A 15,405-nucleotide genomic window follows, 5' to 3' on the forward strand; every position below is an offset into this window, starting at 1 on the left:
ACGTAAAAAGCCCCGCAGTGTATGCGGGGCTTTGTTTTTTTGTGTGGTGGGAGGGGGTAGTAATGTTCCCGTTTTTTAGCGCACGTACTTAGCGGTTGCGCTGACCAAAAAGTGCTGCAACTTTCCATTCGATTTTGGTACCCACAAGTCGTTGTGGTATTGGTAGATACGGCCATTGACGGTCACAGACAAGGTGCTATCACCCGTTTGTTCCATGCGAATAAACTGATCCGAAGTGACCAAAAACGGTTCTTGCTCTTCAATGCTCTGGCCCGTTGCCAATACGAAGTAGCCGAATCGGTTGCCAGCATCCGGATCGGTTGAGTAGATTCGATGCCCAACGAGGCTGTAGTCGTCGTTGAGTGCTTGCTCAAGCGTTTTTTGCCCGATGGTTTCGTGCGATGGAATAAATACCCAAGCCAACACACCTGCCGCAATGACTGCCAGTAGAAGCAGTATTTGCATGAACTTTCTCATCATAAATACCGTTTAACGTTGAAATTTCATTTTGTACATGCGCTTATCCGCTATGCTGATAAGAAAGTCAACATTGTTACTGTCTTTTGGGTATTGGGCTAAGCCCATGCTGGTTGATAGTGTTGCGACGTTGTCGGAGTTTAGTATTGGCGCATCAAATACCGCATTGATATGCTCACGAACGCCTTCTTCATCAACATGCTCCCCTTCGAGGATGACGGCGAACTCATCGCCTCCCATGCGATAGACGGTAAAATCATTCAACGCCATAGATTTAAGCCGTCTAGCAATTTCACGCAGTACGGTGTCTCCCACTTGGTGACCGTGTGTATCGTTGACACTTTTAAAACCATTTAAATCTAAAATCCACAGAGAAAAAGGCTTTTTCTCTTGAGTGAGCTCATTCAGCTTGATAAATAGTGCATTGCGATTTCCAAGATGAGTCAGTGGGTCGCTGAGCGCCAGTTTTCTATGGAAATGGGATTCACGATAAAAGAAATAAGTCAGAGACAGGATCGACAAAACGAACGTAGCAAACAGCATATACTGCGCTTGCATTAACCGTTGTGTTTCTCCTTTCTGCGCCTCATAGACTTTGCTGCTTAGGCGAAAGTTCTGATTAACGAAATCGACCAAGCTTAAGTACAGCGTTTGAGTGGATCGATAAAATTGAGCCGCAGCTTGGCTATCGCCAGTTCTTGCTTCAACTAATTGCGCTTCCAACCCCTGAAATTCCTCAAAAAGATCAATGAAATACTGATGCATATTATTTCGAGAGAAAAAAGTGTAGGCTTCATTACTACTAATTAATAAATCGAATCTACTCCAGGCCAGTTCATATTGCAGCTCTGCACCTTCGATATTTAATACATTTTCATCGACTCGTCTCGCTTCTCCGACAAGTTCCGAAAGCTCTTTAGAGAGTTGGAATAAAAACCAGGTTGCTTGTTTTTGCTCATTATTAAAGTTTTGTGACAGTGCGCGTGTCTGCTGCAGAAGCAATACATTTGCGAGAAGCAAAGAAGTGGCAAACACCACAAGCAACATTTTACTGGTTGTAGAGTATTGTAGTGCTCTCTGCTTCTGATAGGTGGGTTCTGATAACTTCATTCTTATTATTTTGCTTTCATCTCATTTACTTGCCAGACCATTTGCGCGTGATATTTATTGTAGTTGAGCTCAGGATAGAGACTAAGAGAGTATATTACCCAAAATGGCCCCTTATTCCTGACTTTTATATAGTGTTGATCTTGTTGGTAAGCCAGTATTGGTTGGTATCTAAGAATGTCTTGTCGAGATAGTGTCGAGTGATAGTCATTCAAGCTACTGACATCAACTTGTTCTGGCACTTTGCCATAGACGTGGGTGAGGAGCGTGCTAAGTTTGACCCCAAGAAATTCAGAAGAAGCAGGGATCCAAGGCAGCGTGGTTGTGTAGCTGGTGGTTGGTAAAGATTGAATCTCTTCCAGTTTTAATGTGACACTAGGTTGTTGGCTACTGCTAAATACGATCGTACTTGCAGATAAGAATGGCGCAACAAAAAACAGACCTAGCGCGACTATCTTTTTCATCATATGCCCTTTGAGTTTTATTCTTTTTGCTGAGCTAGGACAAAGGTGCTAGCGGTACTTTATTTGTAATTGTAATAATAGAGCCAACCGGATGAGATTTTATAATATGTTATGTTTGAAAAGTAACTGTCGGTTTACTGTACGTCAAGGTTATTAAGTGACTTCTTAATTAAAAGGTCAGAAATATGCGTTATTATTTCGCTCTATAACGAATTCGTGTCAGTTCGCAGATTTTTAATGGAAATTAATCCTATTTTCAACCGATGAATTGTATTGTGAATGAGAATTAGAAGGGGTAATGATTGAGGTATAAGCGAACCCGGTTTCATCCTTACATTGTTCTCTATCTATATTCCAATGTTATTTAAGATTAGTATGTTAATACGCACCAAAAATAAAGCCACCTAGGTAGGTGACTTTATTTTTTAATTCATCAAGTTACTTCTATGAATTAGGCAAACAAATACTTCGCATGGAAGTTGAGATGATCGTCAATAAAGCTTGAGATGAAATAATAGCTATGGTCGTAACCAGATTGCATTCTTAAGTTCAGGTTTGAATCATGCACTTTTGCTGCAGCAACCAGCGCTTCTGGCCTAAGTTGCTCGTTAAGGAAGCCATCAGCATCACCTTGATCAACCAAAATAGGAAGTGGTGATGGTTTTTGCTTGAGAAGCTCACTTGCATCGTATTGCTTCCAGCTCTCAATATCTTTGCCTAAGTAAGCAGTAAAGGCTTTTTGTCCCCAAGGGCATTGGACTGGGTTACAGATAGGGCTAAACGCCGATATTGAGCGATATTGTTCTGCGTTTTTCAGACCAATGGTTAATGCTCCGTGACCTCCCATGCTGTGCCCAGAAATGGATTTTACTTCTGAGACAGGGAAATTGCTTTCAATGATCTCTGGTAACTCTTTAGTCACGTAATCGTACATGAAGTAATGCAGTGACCAAGGTGCTTGAGTCGCATTAAGGTAAAAGCCAGCTCCTTTACCTAGGTCATAGTTTTCATCGTCAGCGATACCTTCGCCTCTTGGACTAGTGTCCGGAGCAATGATCGCAATGCCAAGCTCGGCCGCCATACGAAATGCGCCCGCTTTCTGCATAAAGTTTTCATCGGTGCAGGTTAAACCAGATAGCCAGTACAAAGCGGGTACGGGGTTCGATTTAGTTGCATTCGGTGGTAAGAAAATCGCAAAGCGCATCGTGCAGTTTAGGGCTTTGGATTCGTGTGTATATTGTTTGTGCCAACCGCCAAACACTTTGGCCTGGCTTACATTTTCAATGGTCATGAATAAACTCTCTAACAACAGAATGAATTCAGGCTCCCCAAAAGGAGAGCCTGAGGCAGCATTATTGATCCATATGAATAACAGTACGGATGCTCTTACCTTCGTGCATCAGATCAAACGCTTTGTTTACGTCAGCCAATCCCATTGTATGAGTAATGAACTCTTGCAAGCCAAACTCACCAGCCATGTAACGGTTTACGATTTCTGGAAGCTCAGAGCGGCCTTTAACACCACCGAAAGCCGAGCCACGCCATACACGACCAGTAACTAGCTGGAATGGACGAGTTGAGATCTCTTGACCAGCACCCGCAACACCGATGATCACCGACTCACCCCAACCTTTGTGACAACACTCAAGTGCCTGACGCATCACGTTTACGTTACCGATACATTCGAATGAGTAGTCAACACCACCGTCAGTCATTTCAACAATCACTTCTTGGATAGGCTTGTCGAATTTCTGTGGGTTAATCACATCGGTTGCGCCTAGCTGTTTTGCAAGATCGAATTTGCTTTCGTTGATATCGATACCGATGATGCGGCTTGCACCCACCATGCGTGCACCGATGATTGCTGAAAGACCGATACCACCCAGACCGAATATCGCAACCGTGTCGCCTTTTTCAACTTTTGCCGTATTCATAACTGCGCCCATACCGGTTGTTACGCCACAACCTAACAGACACACTTCTTCAAGTGGTGCATCTTTGTTTACTTTCGCTAGCGAGATTTCAGGGAGTACCGTGTACTCAGAGAAAGTAGAACAACCCATGTAGTGGAAGATGGTTTCACCGTTGATAGAAAAACGACTTGTACCATCGGGCATCAGACCTTTACCTTGTGTTTCACGCACGGCCTGACAAAGGTTGGTTTTACCCGATTTACAGAACTTACACTCGCCACATTCTGCGGTGTAAAGAGGAATCACGTGGTCGCCAACCTCAACGCTGGTAACGCCTTCGCCAACCATTTCAACAATACCGCCACCTTCGTGACCAAGAATAGAAGGGAAGATGCCTTCTGGATCGTCGCCTGACAGTGTGAATGCATCAGTATGACAAACACCTGTTGCGACGATGCGCACTAGCACTTCACCCGCTTTAGGAAGCTGTACATCCACTTCTTCCATTTTCAGTGGTTCGCCAGCGGCCCACGCAACCATTGCCTTGGATTTGATGTGAGTTTGACCAGGTTTGATTTCAACAGTCATTGGATTTTCCTTTATATTCTCAGTATATGGAGTGACGTAATAAGCGTAGTTAAGCTTTGCTTACTGCGCTGCGTCGTTTTGTTGATATCTATTCTAGGTGTTTCAATAAAAATGATAATCCGTCCATTTTGAAAATTATTTTTACATATACGTAATAATGTTAAGGTGAGTGGACAACAAGAGTGTGATGCCTCCTCAAAGCGGAAGGGAAAGCGGAAAAGGCAGTTGACCTGAAGTTAGGTAGAGGGGCTAGAGTAGAACGCAATCAACCCATCAGCGAAGTAAGAGTGATTATGAACAAGACGGATCTGAATGCCTATTTAACCAAGCTCGGTTTGCCAAGAGAGCTACCTGCCGATTTAGAAACATTACATAAAGTACACGTGGCGCAGCACCGCAGCCTGCCGTTTGAGAACTTTGATATTGCGTTGCAGCGCGGCATCTCTGTTGAGATTGAAGACATCATTCAAAAAACCGTGTATCACTCTCGCGGTGGTTACTGCTTTGAATTGAATGGCTTAATGCTTGAGGTACTCAATACTCTCGGATTTGAAGCACGCAGTTTACTAGGACGTGTGCATGTGTCGGGCACACCAACGGGCCGTAGTCATCAAATCACGTTGGTGACGCTGGATGAACAAGCATGGATTGTCGATGTGGGCTTTGGCTCCAATACGCCGCGCGCGCCATTACCGTTTATCCTCAACCAAGTGATTCAGACGGATTTACAAACCTTCCGCTTTGTCGAAGATGCTCAGTTTGGTTACTTCCTTCAAGTGTTGTCAACGGATGGAACGGACACATGGAACAACCTTTATAGCTTCGATTTAGAGTTTGTGTTTGCGGGTGATATCGCGTGTGGCAACTTTTTTACTTCCACTTCTCCTCACTCGCGTTTTACCAGCGCAAGAGTCGCGGCGAAAGCAACAGAAAGTGGGTTGGTGACATTGCTTAACTACACACTCAAATACACCAGCCAAGGTGAGCAGACAGAATTGGAGTTAGAGCCAGGCCAAGCTTATCTGGATGCCTTGAAAGAACACTTCGGCATTGAACTTGATGCGCAGTACGGCGATCTTCGTCCGTTGCCTGACGCGTAAAGTTCTCCCGTTTTCAAAGCGTAGCGCGACGAGAATATTTTCATCACTATTTGTCTAAAAGAGGTCGACAGGAATACAGCATGGCGAATTGGGAAGGGGTCAGCGAATTTGTTGCTGTGGCGGAAACCAACAGTTTTACCGGAGCAGCAGCTAAGCTGAAAACATCGGTGGCACAAATCAGTCGTCGGGTATCAGCACTTGAAGAACGACTTGCGGTGAAATTGCTGCATCGCACGACGCGAAAAGTCTCCCTGTCTGAAGCCGGACAACTCTATTACCAGCAGTGTAAACATTTGGTGGAAGGGTTAGAACTGGCCGAGCTTGCCGTCACGCAAATGCAGACCGAACCGCGCGGCTTGCTGCGCGTGACGGCTCCTGTGACGTATGGGGAAATGAACCTCGCGCCGCTTTTGCATCAGTTTTTGGAAAAGTACCCGCGTGTGGATCTTGATTTAGTGCTGACCAACCAAAAGCTGGATTTGATTGAGCAAGGTGTAGACGTAGCGATTCGTCTTGGCCGCTTGCAAGATTCCAGCATGATCGCCAAGCGTCTTTCCTCACGTCAAACCTACGTGTGTGCCAGTCCGATGTACTTGGAGCGTTTTGGTGAGCCACATACGTTGTCGGAATTGGGACGGCATCAGTGCTTGGTTGGCTCTGTCGACTATTGGCACTTTAAGGAAAATAAACGCGATAAATCTTTACGCGTGTCGGGACGGATTAAATGCAACAGCGGTTTTGCTTTGGTGGACGCAGCGAAACGCGGTCTGGGTTTAGTGCAGCTGCCGGATTACTACGTTCAAGAAGCGTTAGACAGTGGTGAGTTGGTCGAGGTGCTGACCGATTACCGCGACGATCGCGAAGGCATTTGGGCACTGTATCCGCAAAGTCGCAATTTGTCGCCAAAAGTGCGGTTATTGATCGACTTTTTGGCGCAAGAGCTTGTTGATTAGCGGCTTAAAGTGCTCATTACAAGGTATGTTGCTAAAACGCCCGGTAATGCCGGGCGTTTTTATTGGGATGAGAGCTGGAATCGAAAAGACATGAACCACTATTGATTGGATTCCGCGTCTTCACGTTTAATCACTTTGTGCCCGTCTTCCGACACGCCTTGTTTCCAATAGCTGCTGATGTAGATATTTTCACGATCAACTTCTTTCTCGTTGCGGAAGTATTGGCGTAGCGCGCGCATTGAGTCGAACTCACAGGCACACCATACTGCGGCGTCCCCATCTAGCCATTTTTGTTCGCGTACCGCTTCTGCTAGGGTTTGACCTTCTGTAAGCCAAATTAGCTCCATACCACCAGGTGCGTGCAGAGGTTGGATGTCTGCCGCAGACATCACACTGATCACGGCGTAGCCTTTTGCCTCTTCTGGTAGCGTACGAATTTTCGCAGAAAGCGCTGGAAGTGCCGTCATATCGGCAGCCATAAAGAACCAGTCAGCCTCGGTATTCAAATTAGAGATACTGCCTGGACCTACGATATTAATCGTATCGCCTTTTTGTGCGGCCATCGCCCAACGCGCGGCAAAGCCACACTGTAAATCTTGTGTGGTGTGGCGGACAAAATCGACTTCGATGGTGTGTGTTTCCGGATGGAAACGACGAATAGTATAGGTTCGCATTAATGGTCGGTCATCGTCGCTTAGCGTGCTCAAATCGGTACTGCCCATCTCATTGAACAATAGCTTGATGTAGCTACCTTCGCAGTCGCGTGGAAACTGGCTTAGCGCTTCACCTTGCAAAGTAATACGCTGCATATTTGGGGTAATTGTCTCTGTATCTGTGACAAGAATCGTTTTAGGTTGAGGCTTCTTCTTCATCTTTGACTCTACTCGATAATTATTCTCTTTCTCATTTAAGGTTATCAAGATCTCTCATAAGAGGGTAGTGTCTTTATATAAATTTACACTGTGAATTGAGCTGGATTATTGGAGTATTGAAGTGGTACTGGGGACTGGGGCGAGCAAAATACGTAGAAAAAATAAGAAAGGGCACGCCAACATGCCCTCTCGAACTTAACGATGTAAAGGCTTACTGAGTCTGCTCAAGTAAATGTGTTTTTAGGAATCTATCCATCGCTTGGTAACCATCAAGACGGTTCTCTAAAGAGCGGAATCCGTGCCCCTCATTTTCCTTCACGATGTATTCGACCTCGACGCCTCGTTCACGCAGTGCATTAACGATTTGGTCTGACTCGCTCTTCACCACGCGTGGATCTTGTGCTCCCTGTAGAACCAATAAGGGTGCCTTAATTTGGTCGACATGGAACACTGGTGAGTAGGCTTTCATCATTTTCGCGTCTTCAGGATCATTCGGATTGCCTACTTGCTCGTGTAACATTGCAAGGAATGGTGCCCAATAAGGTGGAATGGAGTCCATAAAGGTAAATAAGTTAGATACGCCAACGTAGTCGATTCCGCACTTATATAAATCCGGAGTGAATGTCACCCCCGCCAGAGTTGCGTAGCCGCCATAAGAGGCACCATAAATACATACGTTGCCATCTTGTGCGTAACCTTGTTCGGTAGCCCATTTGACACCGTCGGTAATGTCATCCTGCATGGATTGTCCCCATTGCTTGAACGACTTCTCCCAAAACTCGCGACCATAACCAGTTGAGCCCCTGAAGTTCATTTGCAGCACGGCGATACCACGATTAGCGAATAATTGTACCTCAGGCTGAAATCCCCAGTGATCACGAGCCCATGGACCACCGTGTGGGAGCACAAGCAAAGGCAGATCTTTGGCTTCTCGACCCTTCGGCAGCGTTAGGTACCCATGAATGGTTTCTCCATCGCGAGCGGTGTATTGGATAGGCGTCATCTTCGCCATATGTTCTGGCTTATGCCATGGAGCGTTTTCTGCCAATTTCTCCAATTTATCTGCTTTACGATCGTAGAAGTAGTAATTTGGTCGATCGACATCGCTGTAGGTGACGACAATCATTTTACTTTCATCTCGCGTCGCACTGGTTACAGAAATTTCTACATTTGGCAGTTTCTCTGAGAGGCGTTCGAAGGTTTGTTGGTAGGAATCATCTAAGAAGTGATAGTGGTTTTTATCTGTCACGTAAGAGACTGAAACCAGCTTATTAAGCGCTTCAGAGTAGTGAGCGCTATTCACGTCAACTTCCGGGTGAGAGAAGATTTCTCGTATTTCTTTATTGGCTTTTACATCGTATTCAACGATGGCTGATTTATCACGCGTAATTCGTGATGCCACATATAAGTTTTTGTTGTCCGGCGTGAATGAAATGGGGCTAAAGCTCTCTTTGAAAGTGAGATTCTTTAGCGGCTTAAATTCATCTTCAACCGTATCGCGATATAAAACGGAGGTATTAACACCATCTGATGTGGTGATGACACGAATGTTGCCATCGTGATCGGTACCCCATGAGCGCACATTGCCCGGGTTTTGCGCAACGAGAGTATTTTCGCCTGTTTTTAGATTATGTCGATAAACATCAAAGACTTGCGGGTTGCGCTCGTTACTCGAAATCAAAATGTCATCGGGTTGATTGTCTAGTGTGTCGATAACGTATGCCACAACACCGGATGTCGGTGTGATGGTTTTCTCTTCGCCTGTTTTGACATTAACCGTCACGAGATAAAAGTTCTCATCTCCTCCCGTATCACGAGAGTAAATTACGGTGTCTTCGCCAACCCAGTAGTAGTATGCAATGTCGCGCCCTGTTACGGATGTGACGCGTTTTATCTGATCGGGGTTATCTGTGGGATAAACAAAGACGTTCTTACGGTCTTGCCATGGCTTCATCATTGAGATGTAGTCACCAGCAGGAGAGATTTGATAGCTAGAAACTTCGCTGTTTTTAAAGAAATAATCCACTGGATACTCGGGTGGAATGACTTCAGCATTGGTTGTGGTGGATGTTTGACTGCAACCCGCCAATAATAATCCAAAAGTGGCAGCAAGAATAAGCTTGCGAGTGTGCATTGTGTAACGCTCCTTGTGTAAAGGACCTTAAGCTCATGAGCTTTTGGCCAGGGTGATAGATTCATCGCAGTTACTGCGAGCAAGCAACGAACATTAAAATAGCTGTGGCTTATGATTAGTGTGTCTTTAATAAATAGCGCATTGCTTCGCTACTATGACCCTGGCATTGTCCAAAAGTGGCGTTAGATTGTGATTATTGATTCAGTATCTACCTGAACTTTGTATTAGATCACGGTTTTACGGCTATTTTGTCTTCTATATCATTGGGATAGTAGACAGCAGTAAAAGCGCTGCCATCCCATAGTTAAACCCTTTTACACGCCTAGATGTGGTCAACCAGCGTTGAAGTTGCATGCCTGCCGCGGTCCAAAATGTTACCGATGGCAAGTTAGCTAAGCAGAAGATACCGGCGATAAAAGTCAGTTCGAGCCATGCACCGCCACTGCTGTATACCGTAATGGCCGTCAACGCCATCGACCAACCTTTTGGGTTCACCCATTGGAATGCGACAGCCCCTAAAAAAGACATTGGGCGAAAATCGTGTTTTGCTTCGGTTTTGCCGCTCGTGGCGATTTTGTACGTCAAGTACAGCAAATAACTCAAGCTCAATACTTTCAAAATGGAGTGAGTAATCGGGTAAGCGTTGAAGAGGCTCATCAAGCCAATGCCCACGAAAATTAGCATGGCACCAAAGCCAAAGGTAATGCCCAACATATGTGGGATAGTGCGTTTAAAGCCGACATTTGCCCCTGAGGTCATCAACATAATGTTATTGGGACCCGGCGTAAAAGTGGAGACAAAAGCGAACAACGCCAAAGCGCCCAGTTGATGATATTCCATAGATTGTTCCTTGAATCAGTTCTCGATAAGTAAAGAACAACTATAAGTAGAACTGAGGTCAATATTGTGCTTTTATTTGATGATTAGAAACTAAATAAGCAATGAAACATCATCATGGATAGATTTGACGAAAGAATATTGCAAGTGCTTAAACGCGACGGAAGAATCTCCAATGTAGAGCTGTCGGAACGTGTTGGTTTATCTCCATCTGCCACCTTACGCCGAGTGCAAGATTTAGAGCGTAAAGGCGTGATCAAAGGCTACCGAGCAGTACTGGATAATCAGCAACTTGGCGTGGGTTTTGTCGCTTATGTGTCGATTGGTTTGGCCTCGCACTCTAAGCAGGCACAGCTGGGTTTCGAAGAGCATGTGCGTTTTGTAAACGAGGTGGTGGAATGTCACAACATTACGGGATCTAACGAATATCTCATACGCGTAGAGACGCAAGATCTCGCCGCTTATAAAGCGTTCCATGCTGATGTGTTGGGTGAGTGCGAACACGTCAAGTCGATCACAACGATGGTGGTGATGGACACACCAAAAGACGAGCGATAGCCAAACGAGAGTGACAGTTTTTGTGGCACATGAATTTGAAGTGACTCGAAAGAGTCAGTCGAGTATGAGAATGGTTCACAACAAATGCTGGAAAGCAGATGGCACTCTGACAATTTCCATATTTATTCTCACCTTCTAAATAATCCCATCCTGCTAGTTTTGCTTAAACCGCTTGTGTTTCAGAGCGGCGAGTCAGCAAAATTAAGGATGCACGATGAAATCACATGTAACACTTCCTCTTTTGAGCTTAAGCGCTGTTGCCGCATTGAGCTCATTTAACGTCAACGCCCACGGCTGGGTAGAGTTTCCAAGTGCTCGTCAAAATACGTGTTATTTAGACGGTGGCTTTTGGACCAACGAGATCCCTAACCAAGCGTGTAAAGCGGCTTTTGAAGAATCTGGTGCGTACCCGTTTGTGCAACGCAGCGAAATTGCAGCAAACGTACCAAATTACCGAGATATGGAGCATGTGAAAGCCGTGGTTCGCGACGGTGAGCTATGTTCTGCTGGCGATGCAGCTAAGAAAGGCTTGAACATTCCTTCTCCAAACTGGCAGCGCACCAATGTTACGCCAGATGCAAATAACCAGATTGAATTGGTGTTTTACGGCAAAGCGCCGCACAACCCATCGTACTGGGAATTCTATCTCACCAAGCCAACTTATGATGATTCAAAACCTCTTACTTGGAGTGATTTAGAGCTGATCGACACCGCAGGTGATGTGTATGTTGATGCGGAAAAACGCTACCGTATTCAGGTGACTTTCCCTGCTGATCGTTCGGGCGATGCGGTGCTTTATACTCGTTGGCAGCGTATTGATGTTGCCGGTGAAGGTTTCTACAACTGTAGTGACATTACGTTAAACGGAACGGGCACGACGCCACCGACTGACCCTGTTGATCCAACCGAACCGGGCAATAATCTGACATCTCTGGGCTACTTTGTTCAGCAAGGTTTCGGACCAGTAGAAGCGGGTGACACCATCCGTTTTCGTACGTTTAATGCGACAGGCAATGAAATTGTCGATATTTCACTACCAATCAGTGCAAACAATACGGCGACTTGGGCGGCAGAAATTGCGGATCAATTTAATGCGCAGCAAACGGGCGATTGGTATGTGGGTATTTGGCATCAAGAGATGAATCACTACATGTTCGACAGTAACAACGTGAATGCGAACCAAGTATTAGCGCCAAGTGCAGACTTCAGTTATGCGTTGTCACTGATCAAAGCGGATGTCACGCCACCAGTTGAACCAACCAACTTGTGGGACAAGACAGCCGTTTACAACCAAGGTGATGTGGTGACGCACAACGGCAAAGAATGGACTGCCCAGTGGTGGACGTCTGGTGAGGAACCTGGCACTACGGGTCAATGGGGTGTATGGCGTTAAGCCAGTTATTCGGGCCCTGAACAGTAAAACCCTTCTCATGTGAGAAGGGTTTGTTTTTTCAGTCTAAAACGACCATTTTGGTCGAGTGATTGTCTTGAAAATCAGAGCACATATCGTTATTCGCTTGCTCTCCACTCGCTCCAGTTGAGCATCGCGTAGTCTGCCAGTTTTAGCATCGGAATGTCTTCGTGCGTATCACCGTAGGCATAAATAGACGCAAACTCGTCGAGCGAAAACGCGGCCTTAACGCGCGAGACTTTTCTTTCTAAACTGCAATCACCTTGCTGGTAAAAGCCACTCAGTTTTGGCTGTTCTGAGATCAGTTCACTGCACAGCAAGTGGCAACCGTTCGCCTCACACCAAGGCTTGAGATACGCATTGAGTGATGCCGACACCACTACAATGGTATCGCCTCGGTGTTGATGCCAAGCCAGCCTTTCCATCGCTTCTGGCCGTAAGTACAGCGGGATCACTTCATGGGCAAACTGAGTGCCAATCGCTTCAATTTTCTGCGTTTCTTTCCCTGAAAATGCAATAAAACTGCTGAGAGGGCGCATAACACGAGCGGGTAACACTCCGAGTTTGTACAGCGCATAAAATGGCATGATAGCGACCTTTCCTACTCGTTTGCGCAGGCCATAAGCAGAATAGTGGAGGAAAAGGCTAAACATATCCTCTCGGGTGATGGTGCCATCAAAATCAAACAGTGCCAGTGACGGCTTAGTAGTATCGAGCAAACTCGCGCCTATTTTTTGGTTTAAGATCGTTTTGTGTTTATTGATAAAACACCGCCAACCAGATGGTTTCTTGCGTTGGGTCAGTCCAGCTCACTTTGTGTTTGGTATGAGCTGGAATCGTAACGTGATCGCCTGCCTCAAGTCGTTGCACTACATCTGATTCAAAAGTCAGCTCTCCAGCTCCTTTAAGAACCAAGACCCATTCATGTTCTTCTTGATCGTACCAGCCACTTTCGGGCGAGGTTTGCCCCGTAGAGACAATGCGTTCTATACGCAGGTTTTTGTGGGTCAGCAGGTCTTCGAACACTTCCTCGTCGAGGTTATTCGGTAAGTCTTTAAAAAGATTCATGGCCTTTCCTTAGAGAATGATCAGTCCAAAAGGCGCAAGTAATTGCTCTTGTTGCCAATCACAAATCTTAACACCAAACAGAGAAACGCGGCGCACATCCAGCCCGTCTAGTTCGACATGAGTCAGATCACATTGCTCAACGTTAAAGGTTCCCCATTGTTCTGGCGAGAATTCGCAGCGAGATAAATCCGAGCCTTTGAGAGTTGCCCCTGCGAGGTTCGCACCGTTCCAACGGTTTTCAAAGAGGTCACATTTTTCTAGTAACACTCGTTCGAAGTTACAGTAGGTGAGGTTGCAGCCAGTAATAAAAGCAGAACAGAAAAACATGGTGTTACTGACGCGATTAGCAAAGTTCGCACCTTGGAAGTTTGCCCCTTTGAGATCGCACTTACGCAGCTCCAAGCCCATACAATTTGCGCCGTTAAACAGGCTCATCGCCAACATACAGTTCGTGAAGCTGGCATCTTTTAAGTTCGCGAAACGAAAACTACACCCTTCTAGCGCTTTGGATTCGATAAAGCGACAGTCGATGAACTTAGCATCGCGCAGATCGGCATGGTCGAAACTGCACATATAAAAGTGGCAGTTTTTAAAGGTGGCATTCTGAAAATCGTGATGAGAAAAGTTTTCTCGTTCAAAAATGAGATCGGTTTTTAACATGTCTTCTCCTTAGCTGCGAGCAGACTAGCACTCCAAGTGACTGATTTTCCATAAAAATAACTTCTTGTATTTCAGTGCTTTACAAACCCCTCAAATCGCGATTTTAAGGGGGCAAACGAGCGTTTTAAGTGGGTTGTTTTTTGAAAATAGAAGACGTAGAGGACGAAAAAAGTTTTTGCTGGCTACGAGCCTTAACGAGAGGATTCGCATTTATGGGTATGCATGGCAACTCACACGCACAGTTTGCATTACAGAATTGTATCCTATTTGCATAATTTGTTGATCAATATGGCGTTTCTCCATACAAAAAACCTATATTTTTCACAAATTGATTTCCATCAAAATAGTAGGGTTTCTATGTGCTAGATTGCGCACAGCTCAAAAAGATATAGATACCCGTGTGCTTCAAGGCGCTGAGTTTACTTGAAATCTCAGATCAGTTAGTAGGCACCCCTTTGGGTACGACATAACGAAGCCCTACGAAAGGAAATAAAAATGAAAAAAACAATCTGCAGTCTAGCAGTGGTTGCTGCACTCGTGTCACCAAGTGTTTTCGCTCATAAACAAGGTGACTTCGTTCTTCGTGTTGGTGCGGCGTCTGTCGTTCCAAATGACAGCAGCGATAAGATTCTTGGTTCTCAAGAAGAATTGAAAGTGGATTCAAATACGCAGCTTGGTTTGACGTTTGGCTACATGTTCACAGATAACATCAGCCTAGAGCTTCTAGCAGCAACACCATTCAGCCACGATATCTCAACAGATTTGTTAGGTCTTGGTGATATCGCGGACACCAAACATCTTCCACCAACGCTTATGGTTCAGTACTACTTTGGCGAGCCACAAAGTAAGTTCCGTCCATATGTTGGTGCAGGTCTCAACTACACCATGTTCTTTGATGAGGGTTTCAATAGCACGGGTAAAGGCGCTGGCCTTTCAGATCTTAAGTTGGATGACTCATTCGGTCTAGCAGCGAATATTGGTGTGGACTACATGATCAACGATCAATGGTTCCTCAACGCTGCTGCGTGGTACGCAAACATTGAAACAGAAGCAACTTACAAAGCAGGTGGAGCGAAGCAAAAAACCGACGTCAAAATTAACCCTTGGGTATTTATGATCAGCGGCGGTTACAAGTTCTAAGAAAAACCAGTAGTTACACGCACATTACTATTATTGGCATGACTTTGGGGGCGGTTACGGGGACTGCCCCTCTTTTTTATCCTCGTTTTGATTGCACATCATTTACTCAACTTAGCAACACGC

The 15,405-nt window shown here is 45.4% G+C and carries 16 protein-coding genes; 5 read left to right on the forward strand and 11 right to left on the reverse strand.

Features of this window, described 5'->3' with window-relative positions:
- Positions 1–75: 75 nt before the first annotated feature.
- From OO778_RS20970 to OO778_RS20990, 5 genes are all read right to left on the reverse strand, one after another.
- Positions 76–465, reverse strand: coding sequence for a hypothetical protein (locus OO778_RS20970; RefSeq protein ID WP_242657410.1), 390 nt, complete (start codon positions 463–465; stop codon positions 76–78).
- A 24-nt stretch (positions 466–489) separates the two neighbouring features.
- On the reverse strand, positions 490–1,587 hold the full coding sequence (locus OO778_RS20975) for a GGDEF domain-containing protein (protein WP_264911458.1): 1,098 nt from the start codon (positions 1,585–1,587) through the stop codon (positions 490–492).
- Between the two features lie 5 nt (positions 1,588–1,592).
- A complete protein-coding gene (locus OO778_RS20980; RefSeq protein WP_005391987.1) occupies positions 1,593–2,048 on the reverse strand; it encodes a hypothetical protein in 456 nt (151 codons plus the stop codon).
- Positions 2,049–2,499: 451 nt separating this feature from the next.
- Positions 2,500–3,339 (reverse strand): S-formylglutathione hydrolase, encoded by an 840-nt coding sequence (fghA, locus tag OO778_RS20985; RefSeq protein WP_047009747.1) that lies wholly within the window; start codon positions 3,337–3,339, stop codon positions 2,500–2,502.
- 61 nt (positions 3,340–3,400) lie between these two features.
- A complete protein-coding gene (locus OO778_RS20990) occupies positions 3,401–4,549 on the reverse strand; it encodes an S-(hydroxymethyl)glutathione dehydrogenase/class III alcohol dehydrogenase (RefSeq protein ID WP_005391984.1) in 1,149 nt (382 codons plus the stop codon).
- A 293-nt stretch (positions 4,550–4,842) separates the two neighbouring features.
- Here OO778_RS20990 and OO778_RS20995 point away from each other — a divergent pair, with 293 nt between their 5' ends.
- On the forward strand, positions 4,843–5,649 hold the full coding sequence (locus OO778_RS20995) for an arylamine N-acetyltransferase (protein WP_258430903.1): 807 nt from the start codon (positions 4,843–4,845) through the stop codon (positions 5,647–5,649).
- Positions 5,650–5,729: 80 nt separating this feature from the next.
- Complete coding sequence (locus OO778_RS21000; protein ID WP_020841645.1) at positions 5,730–6,602, forward strand: LysR family transcriptional regulator; 873 nt, start codon at positions 5,730–5,732, stop codon at positions 6,600–6,602.
- A 98-nt stretch (positions 6,603–6,700) separates the two neighbouring features.
- Here OO778_RS21000 and OO778_RS21005 read toward each other — a convergent pair whose 3' ends face one another.
- The 3 genes from OO778_RS21005 to OO778_RS21015 all read right to left on the reverse strand — a co-directional run bounded on the left by OO778_RS21005 (position 6,701) and on the right by OO778_RS21015 (position 10,448).
- Entirely contained in the window at positions 6,701–7,474 is a 774-nt protein-coding gene (locus OO778_RS21005; protein ID WP_264911468.1) for a siderophore-interacting protein, read from the reverse strand.
- Between the two features lie 211 nt (positions 7,475–7,685).
- Positions 7,686–9,608, reverse strand: coding sequence for a S9 family peptidase (locus OO778_RS21010; protein ID WP_104970332.1), 1,923 nt, complete (start codon positions 9,606–9,608; stop codon positions 7,686–7,688).
- Positions 9,609–9,863: 255 nt separating this feature from the next.
- Complete coding sequence (locus OO778_RS21015; RefSeq protein WP_264911469.1) at positions 9,864–10,448, reverse strand: LysE family translocator; 585 nt, start codon at positions 10,446–10,448, stop codon at positions 9,864–9,866.
- Positions 10,449–10,562: 114 nt separating this feature from the next.
- On the opposite strand from OO778_RS21015, the gene OO778_RS21020 reads away from it, so the two are divergent.
- Positions 10,563–11,003 (forward strand): Lrp/AsnC family transcriptional regulator, encoded by a 441-nt coding sequence (locus OO778_RS21020; protein WP_005374369.1) that lies wholly within the window; start codon positions 10,563–10,565, stop codon positions 11,001–11,003.
- A gap of 214 nt (positions 11,004–11,217) precedes the next feature.
- On the forward strand, positions 11,218–12,396 hold the full coding sequence (locus tag OO778_RS21025) for a lytic polysaccharide monooxygenase (RefSeq protein ID WP_213963998.1): 1,179 nt from the start codon (positions 11,218–11,220) through the stop codon (positions 12,394–12,396).
- Between the two features lie 116 nt (positions 12,397–12,512).
- Here the strand turns inward: OO778_RS21025 and OO778_RS21030 are convergent, their stop codons facing one another.
- The 3 genes from OO778_RS21030 to OO778_RS21040 are packed head-to-tail and all read right to left on the reverse strand — an operon-like array spanning position 12,513 to position 14,142.
- On the reverse strand, positions 12,513–13,133 hold the full coding sequence (locus OO778_RS21030; protein ID WP_264911472.1) for an HAD-IB family hydrolase: 621 nt from the start codon (positions 13,131–13,133) through the stop codon (positions 12,513–12,515).
- 37 nt (positions 13,134–13,170) lie between these two features.
- Positions 13,171–13,482 carry a cupin domain-containing protein gene (locus OO778_RS21035; RefSeq protein WP_047725283.1) on the reverse strand — a complete coding sequence of 104 codons (312 nt, stop codon included), beginning with the start codon at positions 13,480–13,482 and terminating at the stop codon, positions 13,171–13,173.
- A gap of 9 nt (positions 13,483–13,491) precedes the next feature.
- On the reverse strand, positions 13,492–14,142 hold the full coding sequence (locus OO778_RS21040; RefSeq protein ID WP_005460782.1) for a Qnr family pentapeptide repeat protein: 651 nt from the start codon (positions 14,140–14,142) through the stop codon (positions 13,492–13,494).
- Between the two features lie 495 nt (positions 14,143–14,637).
- Here OO778_RS21040 and ompW point away from each other — a divergent pair, with 495 nt between their 5' ends.
- Positions 14,638–15,282 carry an outer membrane protein OmpW gene (gene ompW, locus OO778_RS21045; protein WP_005391962.1) on the forward strand — a complete coding sequence of 215 codons (645 nt, stop codon included), beginning with the start codon at positions 14,638–14,640 and terminating at the stop codon, positions 15,280–15,282.
- Positions 15,283–15,405: the final 123 nt, after the last annotated feature.

It is taken from the genome of Vibrio sp. STUT-A16 (assembly GCF_026000495.1).
GTDB classification, from domain to species: domain Bacteria; phylum Pseudomonadota; class Gammaproteobacteria; order Enterobacterales; family Vibrionaceae; genus Vibrio; species Vibrio diabolicus.